Origin of the sequence: Microbacterium sp. CCH5-D1 (assembly GCF_001557335.1) — a bacterium.
Lineage (GTDB): Bacteria > Actinomycetota > Actinomycetes > Actinomycetales > Microbacteriaceae > Microbacterium > Microbacterium oxydans.
Map to the genome: position 1 here is coordinate 1 of NZ_LSJW01000137.1, position 15,641 is coordinate 15,641.

At 67.5% G+C, this 15,641-nt stretch carries 17 protein-coding genes, 1 tRNA gene and 1 pseudogene; 7 read left to right on the forward strand and 12 right to left on the reverse strand.

Features of this window, described 5'->3' with window-relative positions; genetic code table 11:
• Positions 1 to 141: 141 nt before the first annotated feature.
• A complete protein-coding gene (locus tag AX744_RS20255) occupies positions 142 to 300 on the forward strand; it encodes a hypothetical protein (protein WP_157543557.1) in 159 nt (52 codons plus the stop codon).
• A gap of 46 nt (positions 301 to 346) precedes the next feature.
• Positions 347 to 517: a hypothetical protein gene (locus AX744_RS20260; protein ID WP_157543558.1), complete on the forward strand. Its 171-nt coding sequence runs from the start codon at positions 347 to 349 to the stop codon at positions 515 to 517.
• Between the two features lie 50 nt (positions 518 to 567).
• On the opposite strand, the gene AX744_RS08290 is transcribed toward AX744_RS20260, so the two are convergent.
• From AX744_RS08290 to AX744_RS08300, 3 genes are all read right to left on the reverse strand, one after another.
• Positions 568 to 1,140, reverse strand: coding sequence for a hypothetical protein (locus AX744_RS08290; RefSeq protein WP_157543559.1), 573 nt, complete (start codon positions 1,138 to 1,140; stop codon positions 568 to 570).
• A gap of 36 nt (positions 1,141 to 1,176) precedes the next feature.
• A complete protein-coding gene (locus tag AX744_RS08295; protein ID WP_058630721.1) occupies positions 1,177 to 1,473 on the reverse strand; it encodes a DUF7882 family protein in 297 nt (98 codons plus the stop codon).
• 65 nt (positions 1,474 to 1,538) lie between these two features.
• Positions 1,539 to 2,069, reverse strand: coding sequence for a hypothetical protein (locus AX744_RS08300; protein WP_058630722.1), 531 nt, complete (start codon positions 2,067 to 2,069; stop codon positions 1,539 to 1,541).
• A 103-nt stretch (positions 2,070 to 2,172) separates the two neighbouring features.
• Here AX744_RS08300 and AX744_RS20605 point away from each other — a divergent pair, with 103 nt between their 5' ends.
• On the forward strand, positions 2,173 to 2,322 hold the full coding sequence (locus tag AX744_RS20605; RefSeq protein ID WP_170224116.1) for a hypothetical protein: 150 nt from the start codon (positions 2,173 to 2,175) through the stop codon (positions 2,320 to 2,322).
• 68 nt (positions 2,323 to 2,390) lie between these two features.
• On the opposite strand, the gene AX744_RS08305 is transcribed toward AX744_RS20605, so the two are convergent.
• On the reverse strand, positions 2,391 to 2,729 hold the full coding sequence (locus AX744_RS08305; protein ID WP_058630723.1) for a DUF7882 family protein: 339 nt from the start codon (positions 2,727 to 2,729) through the stop codon (positions 2,391 to 2,393).
• A gap of 215 nt (positions 2,730 to 2,944) precedes the next feature.
• On the opposite strand from AX744_RS08305, the gene AX744_RS08310 reads away from it, so the two are divergent.
• Positions 2,945 to 3,379 (forward strand): hypothetical protein, encoded by a 435-nt coding sequence (locus AX744_RS08310; protein WP_157543560.1) that lies wholly within the window; start codon positions 2,945 to 2,947, stop codon positions 3,377 to 3,379.
• 15 nt (positions 3,380 to 3,394) lie between these two features.
• On the opposite strand, the gene AX744_RS08315 is transcribed toward AX744_RS08310, so the two are convergent.
• The 5 genes from AX744_RS08315 to AX744_RS08335 form a co-directional block, all read right to left on the reverse strand.
• Entirely contained in the window at positions 3,395 to 4,795 is a 1,401-nt protein-coding gene (locus AX744_RS08315; protein WP_061016278.1) for a serine/threonine-protein kinase, read from the reverse strand.
• A 122-nt stretch (positions 4,796 to 4,917) separates the two neighbouring features.
• Positions 4,918 to 8,058, reverse strand: coding sequence for a DUF7507 domain-containing protein (locus tag AX744_RS08320; RefSeq protein ID WP_197429192.1), 3,141 nt, complete (start codon positions 8,056 to 8,058; stop codon positions 4,918 to 4,920).
• Between the two features lie 366 nt (positions 8,059 to 8,424).
• The gene (locus tag AX744_RS08325) at positions 8,425 to 9,198 is read right to left on the reverse strand and encodes a hypothetical protein (RefSeq protein WP_061016282.1); all 774 of its coding nucleotides are present in this window, start codon (positions 9,196 to 9,198) and stop codon (positions 8,425 to 8,427) included.
• A gap of 141 nt (positions 9,199 to 9,339) precedes the next feature.
• The gene (locus tag AX744_RS08330) at positions 9,340 to 10,374 is read right to left on the reverse strand and encodes a methionine synthase (protein ID WP_058630749.1); all 1,035 of its coding nucleotides are present in this window, start codon (positions 10,372 to 10,374) and stop codon (positions 9,340 to 9,342) included.
• Positions 10,375 to 10,394: 20 nt separating this feature from the next.
• Positions 10,395 to 11,399, reverse strand: coding sequence for a DUF1852 domain-containing protein (locus AX744_RS08335; protein ID WP_058630750.1), 1,005 nt, complete (start codon positions 11,397 to 11,399; stop codon positions 10,395 to 10,397).
• A gap of 121 nt (positions 11,400 to 11,520) precedes the next feature.
• On the opposite strand from AX744_RS08335, the gene AX744_RS08340 reads away from it, so the two are divergent.
• Positions 11,521 to 12,462 (forward strand): LysR family transcriptional regulator, encoded by a 942-nt coding sequence (locus tag AX744_RS08340; protein ID WP_061016284.1) that lies wholly within the window; start codon positions 11,521 to 11,523, stop codon positions 12,460 to 12,462.
• Positions 12,463 to 12,741: 279 nt separating this feature from the next.
• Positions 12,742 to 13,359 carry a hypothetical protein gene (locus AX744_RS08345; RefSeq protein WP_061016286.1) on the forward strand — a complete coding sequence of 206 codons (618 nt, stop codon included), beginning with the start codon at positions 12,742 to 12,744 and terminating at the stop codon, positions 13,357 to 13,359.
• A 66-nt stretch (positions 13,360 to 13,425) separates the two neighbouring features.
• Here the strand turns inward: AX744_RS08345 and AX744_RS21800 are convergent.
• From AX744_RS21800 to AX744_RS08355, 3 genes and pseudogenes are all read right to left on the reverse strand, one after another.
• Positions 13,426 to 13,584 (reverse strand): annotated as a pseudogene (locus AX744_RS21800) (hypothetical protein); the annotation flags it as partial.
• Between the two features lie 50 nt (positions 13,585 to 13,634).
• Positions 13,635 to 13,725 (reverse strand) — tRNA-Ser (locus AX744_RS08350).
• Between the two features lie 51 nt (positions 13,726 to 13,776).
• The gene (locus AX744_RS08355; protein WP_061016287.1) at positions 13,777 to 14,823 is read right to left on the reverse strand and encodes a hypothetical protein; all 1,047 of its coding nucleotides are present in this window, start codon (positions 14,821 to 14,823) and stop codon (positions 13,777 to 13,779) included.
• Between the two features lie 128 nt (positions 14,824 to 14,951).
• Between AX744_RS08355 and AX744_RS08360 the strand changes: the two genes are divergently transcribed.
• The coding region (locus tag AX744_RS08360) for a hypothetical protein (protein ID WP_061016289.1) at positions 14,952 to 15,641 on the forward strand (690 nt) is incomplete at its 3' end.

The window sequence follows — 15,641 nt, forward strand, 5'->3', positions numbered from 1 at the left end:
CCCCCTTTCCCCCGAGCGCACGCCCGCCGAGCTGCAACCGGGATTGTCCGCTCGCGGGCGCCCACCTGTCAACGGGCAGACGGACCGCACGGAAGTCAGGCGACACTGGTCGACCAGCCCACTGATCGATCGGAGAACCGCATGTCAGATCCCCAGCACCACTCAGACGACACCCCCGAGGTCGAAGCCCAGGGCATCGACCCGGACATGCCATCGACCGACGACGACATCGACGACGACGACACCGACGAGGACGAGGACACCGACGAGGACGGCATCGACGTCGAAGACCTGCCCTGAGAACGTCGACGCGCGTCGAGAACCCGCAGCGACCAAGGAGGCTCCCGTGAGCACGAACGACCGGAACGACATCAGCACCGAGCCCTCTCCCGGGCCGGAGGACAACGACAACCTCGGGGCCGAGGACGGCAAGGGAACCCCGCCGACCGTGCCGCCGACGGACAAGGACGCCGGCACGGACGACAGCACCGACGCCGAGAACCCCGGCAAAGACTGACGGCCTTCAGCAGGTGAGAGGAGCGCCTTCGCGGACTTCCGCGGGGGCGCTCAGCCTTGTCCCGGCTTGCCCAGCATCTCTCCGGGCGCGAGGGAAGGACACGTCGCCGAAGCGCTGAGGGCCGCGACCTCCGCCCGGATCGCGACGCCCGAGTCCATCTTCGCGACGGTGTAGACGACGCCCTGCTGCGATTCGTCGGCGGGGATGTAGCCGATGAGCACGCCGTCGAGGTTCGGATCCTCGGGCCACGCCATGCCCGATGCCGTGCTGACGAGATCCGCTGTCGGGTTGTCTCGCAACCAGTTCGCAGCCCCTGCAACCGTCGAGTCGGCCACGGTCCAGTAGCCCTCGAGCTGGGCGACCGGCTGGCACGGCCACCCCTGGTACGAGCCGAACGAGACCGGCTTCTCGGTCACGCGCACTGCCCCCGGCGGCACGACGGCCGCATCCAGCCAGGCCTGTGCCTGATCCTCGGCTGCTGCGTCGACTCCCGCCGGCGGTGCGCTCTGCGTGGCGGTGGGTTCGGACGTGGGCGCGGCGGAGCCGTCGCCCACCGCGGAGGCGCACCCCGTCAACAGAAGGACGGCGGACAGACCGAGGGCCAGGGCGGAGCAACGTCGCATGACCCCACTATAGGGAAGCGGGACGAGCGGACGTGTTCAGCCGAGCTGATCGAGGACGAGCTCACCGCGCGCGTTGAGGTGCTCCATCATGCGCTCGATCCGCTTGGTGTCGATCTCGGGCATGGACGAGCCGTCGAACGCGAGGATCAGCGGGATCGCGGGGTGCATCCAGATGGTGAGACGACCGGCGGGGTTCTTCTCCTCGGGCAGCCACGTCATCATGAAACTCTCGTGTCGACGCAGCTTGGTGCCGATCACGATCTTCAGGTGCGCCAACGTCGCGTCGTCGACCTTGATCGGAGGACGAGAGCTGTTGTACTCGAGAGTTCCCATCCTCTGAGATTACTCCGGAGCAGGACATTTCTCGGGTTCCGGCGCCCGACGCGAGAGCAGAGCCCTCAGTGTCCGTGGGCGAGCTGCTGGATGAGGATGGCCAGCCCGCCGAGGGCGACCAGGATCCCCAGCGCGATCACCTGCTTCCACCAAGGCGCTCGGGTGCGACGGACGGCGATGTACCCGATCAACCCGAGGATGGCGACGTAGACGATCGAAGCGATCGTGAGAGCGGTGCCCAGCTCGATCCAGTCCACCACCGCGAGGAGGAGCACAAGGAGCGGGATGGCCGCCGAGGCGATCGCCGTGCTCGTGAGGCGGAGCATCCGCCCGAACTCCCGCCGGTCAGGGAAGGTCGCGTGCACGGCCAGGTGGGCAAGGAGCTCTGCCACGAACCCGGCCACCGCGATCGCGACGATGCCGACGAGAAGGGTGATGCTCGCCCGCGCGGCGCTGGTGTGCTCGACGTTCGAGTTCTGGACGAGCACGATGGCGAGGCCGGTGAAGGTGGCGTAGATCCGCTCCTTGATCGCGGCGGTGACGACGTCGGCCGACTCTCCGCCCGATCGAGGATGCTCGTCTTCGGGTGGCTGCATGGCCCGCAGATTATCAGCACCCCTGCGCCCGCGCGCGGTCAACCCCCTGACGCCGATCGGCACCGAGGACTACCGTCGCCAGTCCCGACGAGAGGAGAGAAGCATGAGCGATCCGAAGAACACCCAGGGCACCCCCGGCTCCGATGAGGAGGCCGACACCGCATCGGGAGGCGCTCCGGACACCGAAGAGGTGCTCGAGGACGAGACCACCGACGAAGACGGGAAACCGCTCGAGAACCCGTCCGGCGGCTGAACCCCCGGCAGATGACGAACGCATCCGTTCGCGGCCGAATCGACCGTGGGCGGATGCGTCGTTCTGGGTCAGGCCCGCTCGAGCACCCGGTTCGGCTCGCGGGGCCCGGCGTCCACCGGCTCTGGCACGAGATACAGACCGCTCGGCGAGTTCGCGGTGAAAGCAAGCGCTTCGATCCACTCGCGATTGATCGAGGGCTGACGACTCCCGCTGTACTTGAAGACGAGCGCGCTGCCGCCATGCACCCAGACGGTCGTGCGTCCGCCGCCGATGCTGACGTCTTCCTTCCAGCTGAAACCGAACGGCTCGCCTCGACGGAGTTTCGCGGTCATGACGAGCTGGATGTGCGTCAGCGCACGATCCTCGATCTCGGTCTTGACGTCGCCTTCATAGATGAACCTGCCCATGAGGCGCTCCTCTGTTTCGCCACGGGAACCCGTGCCAGAGGCGCGACCGAAATGATCGCTGAGTGGTCTTCTCCAGCATCGCACACATGGGGGACATCCGGACCGTCGACCGTCGCGGAACGACTCACGACACGCCCACGAGTCATCCGTCCGAGGTACGCCGATACCTCGCGCGAGGGATGCCGCGAGGGCGGCACAGCCGCGAGGCTGGGGGCATGAACGTACGACCGCTTCTCGCCGCCTCCGCCCTGATCGTCGCGGGCGCACTCTCCCTCAGCGGATGCTCTGCCTTCGACAGCATCGTCCACAAGCAGTCCACCTCCACCTTCGACGATGCGGCCGCTTTCGCGAAGGGGGCGGGGGTCGACGCGGACTGGATTCCCGCAGACTCCTCGCAGATCACCGTGCGCACCTCGACGGTCGAGAAGGCCGAGGACGCGGTCATCCTCCTCACCAGCGCTTCCGACCTGGCCGATGCCTGCACCGAGGTCGAGCGGCAGTCGGCACCGTCCTGGACGCTCGACGGCGCCCCCGATCCGTACAAGGCGAAGACCGTCTTCGCCTGCGGCGACTGGGCCGTGATGGCCACGGACGGCGGTTGGTACGGCTGGACGCCGAACTCCGACGGGGAGCGCGCCGCCGCGGGCTGATCGGGTCGGGGGGCGCTACTTCTTCGCGTCCCGCTTCTCCTGCTCCTTGTCCGCCCTCTCCTGCTCCTTGTCCGCCTTCTTCTGGGCTTCCTCCTGCGCCTTGCGCTCGTCCTTGGCCGCCTGCTCCGCCGCCTTGCGCTCGTCCTTCGTCTGATCGACGACCTGATCGACGTGTGTCGGCTGCGTGTTCTCAGCCGGGACGACGGGGACGACAGTCCCGGAGGTGTCCTGCTGCGCGTCAGCCTGATCCGGTGTCGGATCCGGCGAGGGCGAGCTTCCCGGCGTCTGCTCGGTGACGACGGAATCGACATCGCCGGTCTCCAGGTCGCCGGTGTCTCCGAACCCTTGACCTGCCGCCCACACCCCCACGAGCACGGAGGCGGCGACGACCGCGGCAGCGGCGGTGCCGATCACTCCCCACCGTCGCGTCGGGCGACGCGTGGGCACCACACGGTCCGAAGGCTTCGAGGAGAGGAGCAGTGTCGGTGCGGTGCTGGCAGCGGAAGCGGCGCTCATGGCCGGGACCGGAGGGGCGATCACGGGCACGGGAGGGCGAGGCGGGATGGCCGGCGCAGACGCGAGCATGGACGCCGCGGCGAACACGGCAGCAGCACTGGGCCGGTCCTCGGGCGCGATCGCCACCATCCGGGTCAGCAGATCCGCCCACTGCGGACCCACGGATCTCGGCACCTCAGGGACCTCGATGAGACGCGCCATCGCCGCACCGATCCCCTCCGCCTGGCCGAACGCCCGCTTCCCGGTGAGCGCCTCCAGCAGCACGAGTCCCAGGGAGTAGATGTCGGCCGCCGGAGCAGGAGGCGCGCCCCGGAGTTGCTCGGGGGCGAGGTACGCAGCAGTGCCGATCACGACACCGGGCGACGTCAGCCGGGCATCGTCGACGAGCACGGAGATACCGAAGTCGGCGAGCTTCGCGCCCGAACGGCTCCCCGGAAGCGAGGTGGGCGAGAGCAGCACGTTCGACGGCTTCACATCGCGGTGCACCACGCCGGCACCGTGCACCACATGCAGCGCTTCGGCGAGATCCGCGGCGATCATGGCCACGTCGGTCGGCGGCACGGGGCCCTGGGCGATGCGGGCGGAGAGGGTCGGGCCGTCGACGAACTCCATCACCAGGTACTCGGCTTTGCCCGGCACCAGTTGGGCGTCGTAGAGCGTGACCATCGCGGGGTGGTTGAGCGAGGCCAGCAGCGTCATCTCGCTGCGCGCGCGTTCGGACGGAACGCCCTCGCTCCCCCCGTTCAGCAGCTTGATCGCCACTGTCCGGCCGAGCAGGACATCGTCGGCGCGGTACACGCGGGCCATTCCGCCCTGTCCGACGCACTCCCGCAGCTGATAGCGCCCGCCCAGCAGCTCTTGCGTGGGCGCAGAGTCGGTGGGCGCAGAGTCTTCGGTCATCGGCGAGTCCTCCTGCCACCCGTCGGGTCAAGGGCGGCATTCGATGACTTTAGGATGATCCGTCCTCGACGTATCGGGCCTTGACAGGAGCGGGAACCGTCCGGACGGAAAAGGATTGGTCGCTAGTCGCGCATCCTCCTCTTGCGGGCAGCCGAGGCGAGAAGAGTTCCCGTGACGACCAGCCCTGCGGCGACGACGAGGGCGATGACAGGCACTGGGCCGCCGGTGTTCGACAACCCCCCGGCGTCAGGGCGCGGCGCAGGTGTCGGGGTGGGCACAGGCGTCACCCTGAGCTCCGTGGTCGTCGTCGCCGGATCAGACACGATCGGTTGCCCGGTCGGCGGCTGACCCGACGCGATGGCGTTGTTCGTCACGACCCCCCGGTCGATATCGGCAGTGGTGATGCCGTAGGTGCTCGTCGCCGTGGCGGCTTCACCGGGAAGCAGCACTCCTTCGGCGGCGGGCCAGGTGTAGACCAGCGGAGGCAGCCCGGTGAGCGCGTCGGTGATGGTGGCGTCCGTCAGTGCGACACCTCCCGTGTTCGTCACGGTGAAGGAGTAGATGATCGACTGCCCGGGTACTGCAGGGTCGGTGATCCCGCTCGCGTCCGCGGTCTTCACGAGGGCGATCGACGGAGCCTCCATCAGCGGCGTGGTCGTCGTCTGCGGTTCCGACGAAACGGGGTCTCCGGTGGGCGGTTGCCCCGAGGCCGTGGCGTTGTTGGTCACCTCGCCGTTGTCGATGTCCGCCGCAGTCACGAGGTACGTGCTCGTCGCTGTCGCTGCTTGCCCAGGCCGCAACACTCCGTCCGCGGACGGCCAGATATAGGTCAGAGCCGGCAGGCCGGCGAGTTGGTCTGTGATCGCGACGCTCGTGAGAGTGGTGTTGCCCGCGTTCGTGACCGTGAACGAGTACGCGATCGGCTGGCCGATCTCGGCCGGCTCGGTTATCCCCGCAGGATCCGCGGTCTTCACCAGCGTCAGGGCGGGCGCCTGGGTGATCGGTGTCTCCGTTTCGGGTTCATTCGATGGCACGTTCGCGCCGTTCGCGGTGGTCCCATTGGCGATGGCCGAGTTCAGCACCACACCCGCATCGATGTCAGCCTGGGTGATCGCATAGGTCGCCGTGGCTGTCGCCGACGCACCCGGTGGGAGTGTGCCTGGATCGGTGGGCCATGTGTAGGCGACTGCAGAGAGGCCGGCGAGTCGATCGGTGATCGCGACGTCTCGGAGCTGCAGATTGCCGTCGTTGGTGATCGTGAAAGAGAACGTGATCAGTTCGCCGGGTGCCGGCGGCGTTCCGAAGGACGGTGTCGCTTCTTTCTCGAGGGCGAGGGCAGGAAGCTGGTTCAGGGGCGTCGTCGTCGACTGCGGCCCCGCAGGCACCTCGGCACCATTGGGGTCTCGGGAGGTCGCGCTGGCGGTGTTCGTCACCGCACCGATCTCGATGTCCGGCTGAGTCACACCGTGGGTTCCGGTGGCGGTGACGCTCTGGCCGGGAGCGAGGGTTCCCGGTACGCCTGGCCACGCGTAAGCGATGGCTCCTCCGAGCAACGTGTCGGTCACCGCGACATCGGTGAGTGTGACGTTGCCCGTGTTCGTCACGAGGACCGTGTAGTCGATGGGATCGCCCACGCGTGTCGGCGACTGCACACCGCTCGCGTCAGCCGTCTTCACGAGAGAGAGCTGCGGCGCTTCGCTCCCCGAGATCACGGCATCGTCGGTCGCACTGACCGGATCACCCTCCGGTGGAGTGCCGGTCACCTGCGCGGTGTTGGTCACCTCGCCCGCGTCGATGTCTGCTTGTGTCAGCGTGTACCCGGCGGTGCATGTCATCGATTCGCCGGAACCAAGCGTGGTCTGCGGACAAGAAGTGACCGGGGGGCTACCCGTGCCGCTGAATGCCGTCTCGGTGACTGCTATCGCGGTGAGGTCGACGTTCCCCGTGTTGGTGACGAGGAACGAGTACGTCACGGGGGCGTTCAGCACGTACTGCGCCGGGTCGGTCAAGCTCGAGGACTTCACGAGACTGATCGCGGGCGCGTCAGCAGTGGTGAAGACGACCGTGCTGTTACCGGGCTGAAGCAGCCCGCTGATCGGACCGATGTTCGAAGGGCCGTTGGTGTACGACCCTTCGGTATCGGAGGTGATCGGAACCGTGAACGTGCACGAGACGGTCCCAGCGTCCATGTTGCCGGTCCCGCTCACGGTCGTTCCGTCGACCGTCGCCACTCCCGCCGGGCAGTCGGTGGTGGGGTCGCCCGCGAACCGGAGCCCTGCCGGGAGGGTATCGGTGAAGGACCACCCGTTCTTCGCTTCGAGGTCGTCTGTATTGGTGATGGTGAATGTCAGCGTGGAGGTCTGACCGACTTTCACCGTCGACGGGCTGAACGCTTTGTCGAGCTGCGGCGTCGCGTCGACGATGCGAGGATCGTCGAAACCGCTGTCGTTCCCGCGGAAGCCCCCGGCGGCATTGAACAGCTGCACGCCGAGCGAGGTCGTCGTCGCGTCCGCACGGAACCCCGCAGACTGCAGCTCCGCGACGTGGAAGAGCCTCCCGCCCACAGTGATCTCTCGCGCTGCCGGGTCCGTGCACGGGTTGAGACCGCTAGCGAGGGTGGTGACCGTGCCCCCTCCCGTGCCCGGCGCAGGCCCGCTGCCCGTCTGATTCACGATCAGGTTGAAACTCAGCCGCGGATCGACACGGTTCAGTGTCGGGCCCTCGGACACGCAGTTCGCGGCACCGTAGATAGCGCTGATCAGGTAGAAGTGTCCGGGAACGATCCCTGCCGTGATGGGCTTCGCAGTCTGGAACTCGACGCCGGGACCGGGCGCGGAGCCGCCGTTGGTGTACTCGGACAGAATCTGGTTCTGCTGAGCCGCCGCCAACGCTTGGCCCTTGTACAGGCCGATCGCGGTCGCCATGCCTTGGAGATATGCCCATGCCGTGGCATCGCAGCCGGAATCGACGCCGGTCACGGCCGCGTTCCGCGGTGTCGTCGAGCGCAGGACCCAGCCGTTGCACTGGTCGGCGACCGGAGCCCAGTTCGGACTCGTCACGTACGTCTCCGTGTTCGCCGCCGCACCGCCCGTGTACTGACCGATGCGGATGCCGTTGGTCGCGGTCTGATTCTCGAAGGTCTCCAGATACACCGCGGTGGCCGGCGCCTGTGGAACTCCTGGACTCCCCGGCGCGGCCACCGCAGCCGAAGCCGCGAGGACTCCTCCACCTCCCAGCAGCAGCACCCCTATCGCCGCGAGCATCGAGCGCGCGTACCCGCGACGCTCAGAACCTCGCCGAACCTTGTTCCTCCACTGCGCACCACTGGACATCGCGACTCATTCCGGTCGGACATCTCCCCCAGCCGGAGCGTAGACCTGGGCGTTCGCTATGTGCAAGAGGAAACCACCCATTCGCGAGGATAGGCGATCCCAAAGGGATGATGACTTTTGTCCAGACTGCGCAGGAAAACACGAAGGTTCATTGCATTCCGGCTCCATCAGGCGCATCCTGATCGTGCTCCGGTCGTAGCGCGAGATCGTGGGGGGCCGCGCTCGCAGGCATCGGGTGCAGACGGGGCGTTCGCCGGATCCCTCCCCCTCGGCGAGCGCCTCGCCTCCGCGCCCCGGTCAGATCACTCGGCCTCCTGCCCTCACGCACCCCCCGAGGTGACGGGCGAAGAAGCGGGCGGCGTCCTCCCCGGCGAACGCCGGCACTCCGGTGTGGCCGCCCATGTTGGCGTACAGCGTCTTCTCCGTCGAGCCGAATGCATCGAACAGGTCGAGTGCCATCTGGCGGTCGTTGCCCTCGTCGTCCCACTGGAGCAGCACGTGCAGCGGGATCGTCACCCGTCGGGCCTCTGCCATCGTCGAGCGTGGGACGAAGCTGCCGGCGAAGAGTCCGGCGGCCACGATGCGTGCATCCATCGCGGCGAGGCGGGTGCCGATCGCGATCACCCCTCCGGAGAACGCGACCCGGTCGCCGATCTCCGGAAGCCCGAGGGCCTCGTCGAGCGTCGCCTGCCATTCGGGAACAGCCCGGTCGACCAGAGGGAGGATCAGCCGGTCCACGACATCCGCGGAAGGCTTCTCTCCCGCGGTGATCGCTCGAACGAGGTCGGCCCTGGCGAGCTCGGCGCCGGGCAGTGGAGCGCGTTCGCCTGCCCCCGGCAGCTCGATAGTCGCGGCGGCGAAGCCCTGCGCGCTGGCGTTGCGGGCACGCGCGACCAGTCTCGGATACATGCGCCGCATGCCGATGCCGCCGGGCTGGCCCATGAGGATGAGCGGGACGGGAGCGGTCGGCGTTGCGGCGGGCGGCGTCCACAGGATGCCGGAGACGTCGCCGAGTGTGAACGTGCGCTCGGTGACGCGGTCGTCGAGGATTCGTCGTGAAGTGAAATGCATGGTCGTACCTCTCGGGAGTGCGGCGAAGAAGCGGCGCTCCCGGACGACCTATCGCCCGACCGTGTCTCCCTGGAGGAGCACCGACGTGAGTTCGTTCACGGGTACCACCTCCTCAGGTTGCTGCACGGAAGCTCGAGGCTATCAGAGCGCGGAGCCGAGCTCCTCGCGAAGGAGAGCAGTACCTGCGCTGAGCGCCCGCAGCTTGCCGCGGGCGACGTCACGCGACAACGGCGCCAACCCGCAGTTCGTGCTCGGCACGAGCTTGTCCGCGTCGACGAAGCGGAGGGCGTTCCGCAGGGTATCGGCGACCTCCTCCGGAGTCTCGATGATGGGGCTCGCCACATCGATGGCTCCGAGCATGACCTTCTTGCCCCGGATGAGCTCGATGAGGTCCAGGGGCACGTGCGAGTGGTGACTCTCCAGCGAGACGGTGTCGATGCTCGACTGCTGCAGAAGCGGGAACGACTTCTCGTACTGCCGCCACTCCGAGCCGAGGGTCGCCTTCCAGTCGGTGTTCGCCTTGATCCCGTACCCGTAACAGATGTGCACCACGGTCTCCGCGCGCAGACCCTCGGCTGCGCGTTCGAGCACGGCCACACCCCAGTCCTGCACGTCGTCGAAGAACACGTTGAAGGCCGGCTCGTCGAACTGGATGATGTCCACCCCGGCCGCCTCGAGCTCCTTCGCCTCCTGATTCAAGATCGTCGCGAACTCCCACGCCAGCTTCTCGCGACTCTTGTAGTGACGGTCGTAGAGCGTGTCGATCATCGTCATCGGACCGGGCAGAGCCCACTTGATGGGCTGGTCGGTCTGCTGGCGGAGGAACTTCGCGTCCTCGACGAACACGGGCTTCTCGCGGCTCACGGCACCGACCACGGTGGGCACGCTGGCGTCGTACCGGTCGCGGATCCGCACGGTCTCCCGCTGGTCGAAGTCGACACCGGAGAGGTGCTCGATGAACGTCGTGACGAAGTGCTGGCGCGACTGCTCCCCGTCGCTGATGATGTCGATGCCGGCCTGACGCTGCTCGTGCACAGTGAGGCGAAGCGCGTCCTGCACGCCCTCCACCAGGGCATCGCCCTCCAGCTTCCACGGGGACCAGAGCGTCTCGGGCTCGGCCAGCCAGGAAGGCTTCGGCAGGCTGCCGACGATGGAGGTGGGAAGGATCTCGGGCATGATCGGGGCTGGTCCGTTCGTCATCCGACGGACACCAGCGAGTCTGCGGAACGGCCGACGGCCCACCTCTCGAGGAGCTCGCCGTGCGGGGTCATCAGATGCGCGTCGGCGTACCTCCCCTGCTCGGCCGCGAGCCGGCTGCGCTCCTCGCGGTCGTAGGCGATCTTGGTCACCGAGTAGTCCTGCTGCTCCAGAGTCGGCCGGTAGATGCTCGCGGCCTCGGAGTTCGCGTTGTAGATCTCCGGTCGATAGATCTTCTGGAAGGTCTCCATCGTGCTGATCGTGCCGATGAGCTGGAGGTTCGTGTAGTCGCTGAGCAGATCCCCGCGGAAGTAGAACGCCAGCGGGGCGACGCTGCCTCGCGGCATGAAGTAGCGGACCGAGAGACCCATCTTGCCGAAGTACTCGTCGGTCAGCGAGCCGTCCTTCTGCTCGTACTCGACACCGAGGATCGGGTGGTGGTTCTCGGTGCGACGGTACGTCTTGCTCGTCGAGACGCTGATGCAGATGACGGGCGACAGCGTGAACCGCTCCCGGTACGCCTCGGAGTCGAGGAAGTGCTGGAAGAGCTTGCCGTGCAGGTCGCCGAAGTCGTCGGGAACGGTGAAGCCTCCCGCGGCCGCGGTGGCCGCCGGCAACCGCACGCTGAAGTCGAAGTCGCGGATGTACGACGAGAAGTTGTTGCCCACGATGCCCTGAGTGCGCGTGCCCGTCGACCGATCGACGATGGTCACCTCCAGCACCTCGAGAAGAGGGAACTCCCGATCCTCCCCCTCCGTGGCGAATTGGATCGCGACCGAGACGATCTCGAGTTCGAGCGTGTAGCGATCGCGGCTCGGGTTGTCCCAGTGCGCCAGATCGTTGAACCGCCGGTCGATCATCGTCAGGGCGTTGCGGAGGTTCTGCTGACGGTGCTCGCCGCGCGCCAGATTGGCGAAGTTCGTGGTGATGCGCGAGTCGTCGGACGGCGAGTAGTCCTCGTCGAAACGGGTCGTCGTGATGCGGAACGTGAATTCGGATGCCATGAGCGGCCAATCGGTGGAAGATCGGCCGGGCTCGGCCTCGATCGGGGGTTTCTCCATGATGACGACTGCAAGGTCCCATCGGGTAATGCGCGTCGACTATGCCGTGGCATAGGTTGAATCTATGGCCAAGCGTTCGAACGGCATCACCCTCCAGCAGCTCACCTATTACATCGAAGTCGCCGCGGAGGGATCGATCAGTGCCGCCGCCGACCTGCTCTATGTCGCCCAGCCCACCCTGTCCGCGGCGATGAAGGATCTCGAAGGCAGAGTGGGGCGCGAACTCCTGATCCGCTCCGCCCGGGGCGTGACGCTCACCACCGATGGTGTCGAGTTCCTCGGGTACGCCCGGCAGGTCGTCGAGCAGGTGGCGCTCCTGGAGCAGCGCTACCTCGGTCGTCCGCCGTCCCGGCGACTCCTCGGCGTCTCGACCCAGCACTATTCGTTCGCTGTCGACGCCCTCGTGCGGATGGTGAAGGCGACCGCGGCGACCGAGTACGAGTTCTCCCTGCGCGAGACGCGCACCTGGGACATCATCGAAGACGTCCGCACCCTCCGCAGCGAGCTGGGGATCCTCTATCGCAACGACTTCAACCGCAACGTGATCGACAAGCTGCTCCGCGACTCCGGGCTCGCCTTCCACCCGCTCTTCGTCGCAGACCCGCACATCTTCATCTCCCGCAAGAACCCCCTCGCCGCGCGGAAGCGCGTGACGCTCGCCGATCTCGCCGACGTGCCGAGGCTCACGTTCGACCAGGGCGCGAACAACTCCTTCTACTTCGCCGAGGAGATCCTCTCCACCCTCTCGAGTCCGCAGGACATCCGCGTCTCCGACCGCGCGACCATCTTCAACCTGATGATCGGCCTCGACGGCTACACCATCTCGACCGGCATCATCAGCGACGACCTCGACCCCGAGATCGTCGCCATCCCGCTCGACGTCGAGGAGAACATCGAGATCGGCTGGATCGGCCACTCGGCGATCCAGCTCACCGAGCAAGCACAGCGCTACCTCGCCGAACTGCGCGCCGTCGTCTCCGAGTTCGGCGTGGAACTGCTCGGCTGAGAGCCATCACCCCTCATCGCCCATCCCCCCTCCCGGAGCGGCGGCTCAGTGAAGCCCGAAGGCGGCGTCGAGCGCCCGGAGCATCACCACTCGCCCCCTTCGGCATCGGACTGTGCCTTTCGTCGCCGGCATCGAAGGAGGTAAGAGCTCGGGCAGATTCCCGGGTCACGCTCCTGCACCGACTGCGGCACCCCTCGTGCATGGCTTCCCACACGGGCGATCGCGCCGATAGTCACGCATGACTCCGGCGAATGATCACCCACAGGAAGCAGTGACACCATGGTCAAACTCATGAAGGTCGACGATCTCGTCGCGATCGCCCGCGGCGCCGGCATCGCGCTGGTGCGTGCCGACGAGGCTCACCCCGAGAACACCTACATCTATGCCGCTCCCGACCGCGACATCCTCTACATCGGTACCGCCGCCTCGGCTCAGCGCAGCCGGGACGAAGTGCGCATCGCCGCAGAGGGCTACATCGATCGAATCGGGGTCGGCTTTTCGGCGCTCATCACGGAGAACGACGGGGTGCGGCACAGCTTCCACTACGACCCAGCGACCTTCGACCCCCAGGCGATCCTCCAGCAGGACATCCAGTGGGAGGGTCGCTCCGTCCTCCCGGTGCTCGAACGACTGAAGACCGGGCCCGCACCCTCGATCGCCGAAGTCGAGCAGATCCTCGTTCGGGTGTTGGTCTGCACCGGCCGCCTGGTCGGCAACTCACAGTATGCATCACAGTGGGACGGACCCGAGGGAAAGTACCCGAACATCATCGCGCTCCTGGCCGCGTTCTACTCTCGCGGCGAGGACGGGGAGCTCCCTCGTCACACCGCGCTCGATGTCCCTGAAGGCGCGGAGGAGCTCGCCGAGAGTCTCGCGAATGTGACAGCGGGACGATAGCTCGAACAGCTCGTCGCACCCCAGGTTGCAGGCGAGCATCGCGATCGCTGCGAAGTCCTTCCGGTGGTCCTCGTCGGAAACAGACCGCGGCACGATGTGGGCTGCCACTAGCAGCGACGCAGGCAGCCGTCGGCCGCACAGATCGCAGTTTGCCGCGTCACGTCCTGCCAACAGATATCCGCGGAGACGCCCTTGCTGCGTTACCGCAGACCGATCACCGAACATGACGAAGGCCCCGCATCCCAGTGTTCACAAGGGAGTCGGGGCCTTCGTGGTGGCGGTGACGGTGGGATTTGAACCCACGGTAGGGGGTTACCCTACACAACTTTTCGAGAGTTGCACCTTCGGCCGCTCGGACACGTCACCGCAGAACAGCTTACGCGACGCGGGGCGTCCACGCGAATCGAGAGCAGCAGCTCACCAGGTGCTGGCGACCTCGGCGTGCGTGCGCAGGATGCCCTCGGTCGATCCGGCGGGTGCGCGGCCGATGCCGCATTCGGTCGCGACCCCGAACGCGGAGACGAACGGAGCAGCGGCGGCGATGCGACGTGCGGCACCCTCGACCCCGTCCTCCCGGTGCACGAGCCCCAGGTACAGCTCGTCGACCGGTGCGAGGTCGGTGAGCGGGGCGAAGTAGGCCTCGTCGTCGTGGTCGATCGGCACGGGGAGGTGCAGCCAGGTGAGCGGACGCGCGGATGCGGCCACGACGGCGTTCGCATACCGGACCAGGTTCGCCGCGTCGCGCGGCTCGAAGAAGTGCTTCTCCCCCGCGTCGCCGTAGCAGAGGTGCACGCCCACCTCGACGTCGGCGGGCACCGCGTCGACCAGGGCGGCCAGCCGTGCGACCAGTCCGGCGAACGGCTCGCCGGGCCACCAGGCCTCCATCACGGATCCGTACCCGGCCGCGCGCTCGATGATGCCCATCTCGCTGGCGACGTCCCACTGCACGGCGAGGTCTTCGTGCGGGATGGCGGCCAGGATCTCCTCGAGCTCGCGCAGGATCGCGGCGGTGTAGACGGGCTCGATGGCGCCGCGATCATCGCCGTGGAAGAACGAGGCGATCACGGCGAGCGGCGTGGGCAACGACACCTGGAACCGCACACCCGCCGGAACCGCACCCTCGGCGCGCAGTCGCTCGAACACCGCATACGACTCGATCGCGGCGGCGGCGTAGCCGAGCGGCGGCAGCTCGATGGCCGAGGCATCTACGCCCTCGCCGATGCGCAGACCCCGGGCATCGATGCCGGCGGGGAACGGGATGGGTTCATCGCCGATGCGCTCGATGCCCTCGGCCCGACCGATCACGTCGGGCTGGAACATGATCCAGTGGAACCGCTTGCCGACCTCGCCGTCCGGGATCCGGCGGAGTCGAGTGCCGAGCGTCTCCGCGGCGGTGCGGATCGTGGTCTCGGCGTCGTCGTAGTTCACGCTGCCCACGAGGAGGGCGCCCTGCGGCTGAGTCATGCCCCCAGAATATCGGCGGGTCGACGGCGTTTTCCCCGGCGGTGGCTCCGCCAGGACAGGGGCGATCGAGTTAGGATGGCCTTACAACCCGCCGCCTGTGGGGGCAGCGATGACGGGAAGGTTCCATCATGGGCTTCATCACGTCCGAGGCACTGGCCGACACCGGCTACGTCGTGCTCGACGACCACACCTCCGCCACCGATCCCGCTGAATGGCTGGGCCTCGAGTACGTCGGTTGGCGCTCCTCCGGCATCACGCGCTTCGCCCCGCTCACCAGCTATGCCGGCGACGTCGACTGCAACGGCTTCTGGAACCACACCCCGCCGCGCACCGACAAGGACGGTGTCTGGGTCGACTCGCAGGTCGCGATCGCCCCGACGCTGCAGCGCCGGGCCCAGGAACCGGGCGCGGGCATCGGCCGATGCCGCGTGATCGAGCTGCAGCCCAACGAGTACGCCGACGCGATCTACAACCTGCACCAGGACGACAACAACCGCCTCAACGAAGAGGGCACCGGCTGGGTCGTCCGCGGCTTCTTCAACCTCTCCGACGACACCGAGTCGATGCTGATCCTGCGCTCCGACCGCTTCGACCCCGCGACCGAGATCCGCCTGCCGCTGCGCGCCGGCTCCCGCATCATCGTCGACACGCAGCGCTTCTGGCACGCGGTCTGGCACCGCGGCACGGCACCGCGCTACGCCCTCATCACCTCGTGGACCAGCGGCCCCGAGCTCGACGCGTACATCGCCGCCAACCACGGCGACCCGCACCCGAAGACCGTCGACCTCGATCCCCGGTTCGTCGACGCCGCCCAGATC

Bases quoted from the DNA above. Each gene is read 5' to 3' on its own strand.
- AX744_RS20605 (WP_170224116.1), top strand. From the start codon at position 2,173: ATGAGCGATCCGAAGAACACCCAGGGCACCCCCGGCTCCGATGAGGAG.
- AX744_RS08320 (WP_197429192.1), bottom strand. From the start codon at position 8,058: ATGCTCGCGGCGATAGGGGTGCTGCTGCTGGGAGGTGGAGGAGTCCTC.
- AX744_RS08325 (WP_061016282.1), bottom strand. From the start codon at position 9,198: ATGCATTTCACTTCACGACGAATCCTCGACGACCGCGTCACCGAGCGC.
- AX744_RS08315 (WP_061016278.1), bottom strand. From the start codon at position 4,795: ATGACCGAAGACTCTGCGCCCACCGACTCTGCGCCCACGCAAGAGCTG.
- AX744_RS08295 (WP_058630721.1), bottom strand. From the start codon at position 1,473: ATGGGAACTCTCGAGTACAACAGCTCTCGTCCTCCGATCAAGGTCGAC.
- AX744_RS08330 (WP_058630749.1), bottom strand. From the start codon at position 10,374: ATGCCCGAGATCCTTCCCACCTCCATCGTCGGCAGCCTGCCGAAGCCT.
- AX744_RS08290 (WP_157543559.1), bottom strand. From the start codon at position 1,140: ATGCGACGTTGCTCCGCCCTGGCCCTCGGTCTGTCCGCCGTCCTTCTG.
- AX744_RS08300 (WP_058630722.1), bottom strand. From the start codon at position 2,069: ATGCAGCCACCCGAAGACGAGCATCCTCGATCGGGCGGAGAGTCGGCC.
- AX744_RS08305 (WP_058630723.1), bottom strand. From the start codon at position 2,729: ATGGGCAGGTTCATCTATGAAGGCGACGTCAAGACCGAGATCGAGGAT.
- AX744_RS08335 (WP_058630750.1), bottom strand. From the start codon at position 11,399: ATGGCATCCGAATTCACGTTCCGCATCACGACGACCCGTTTCGACGAG.
- AX744_RS08345 (WP_061016286.1), top strand. From the start codon at position 12,742: ATGGTCAAACTCATGAAGGTCGACGATCTCGTCGCGATCGCCCGCGGC.
- AX744_RS08355 (WP_061016287.1), bottom strand. From the start codon at position 14,823: ATGACTCAGCCGCAGGGCGCCCTCCTCGTGGGCAGCGTGAACTACGAC.
- AX744_RS20255 (WP_157543557.1), top strand. From the start codon at position 142: ATGTCAGATCCCCAGCACCACTCAGACGACACCCCCGAGGTCGAAGCC.
- AX744_RS08310 (WP_157543560.1), top strand. From the start codon at position 2,945: ATGAACGTACGACCGCTTCTCGCCGCCTCCGCCCTGATCGTCGCGGGC.
- AX744_RS08340 (WP_061016284.1), top strand. From the start codon at position 11,521: ATGGCCAAGCGTTCGAACGGCATCACCCTCCAGCAGCTCACCTATTAC.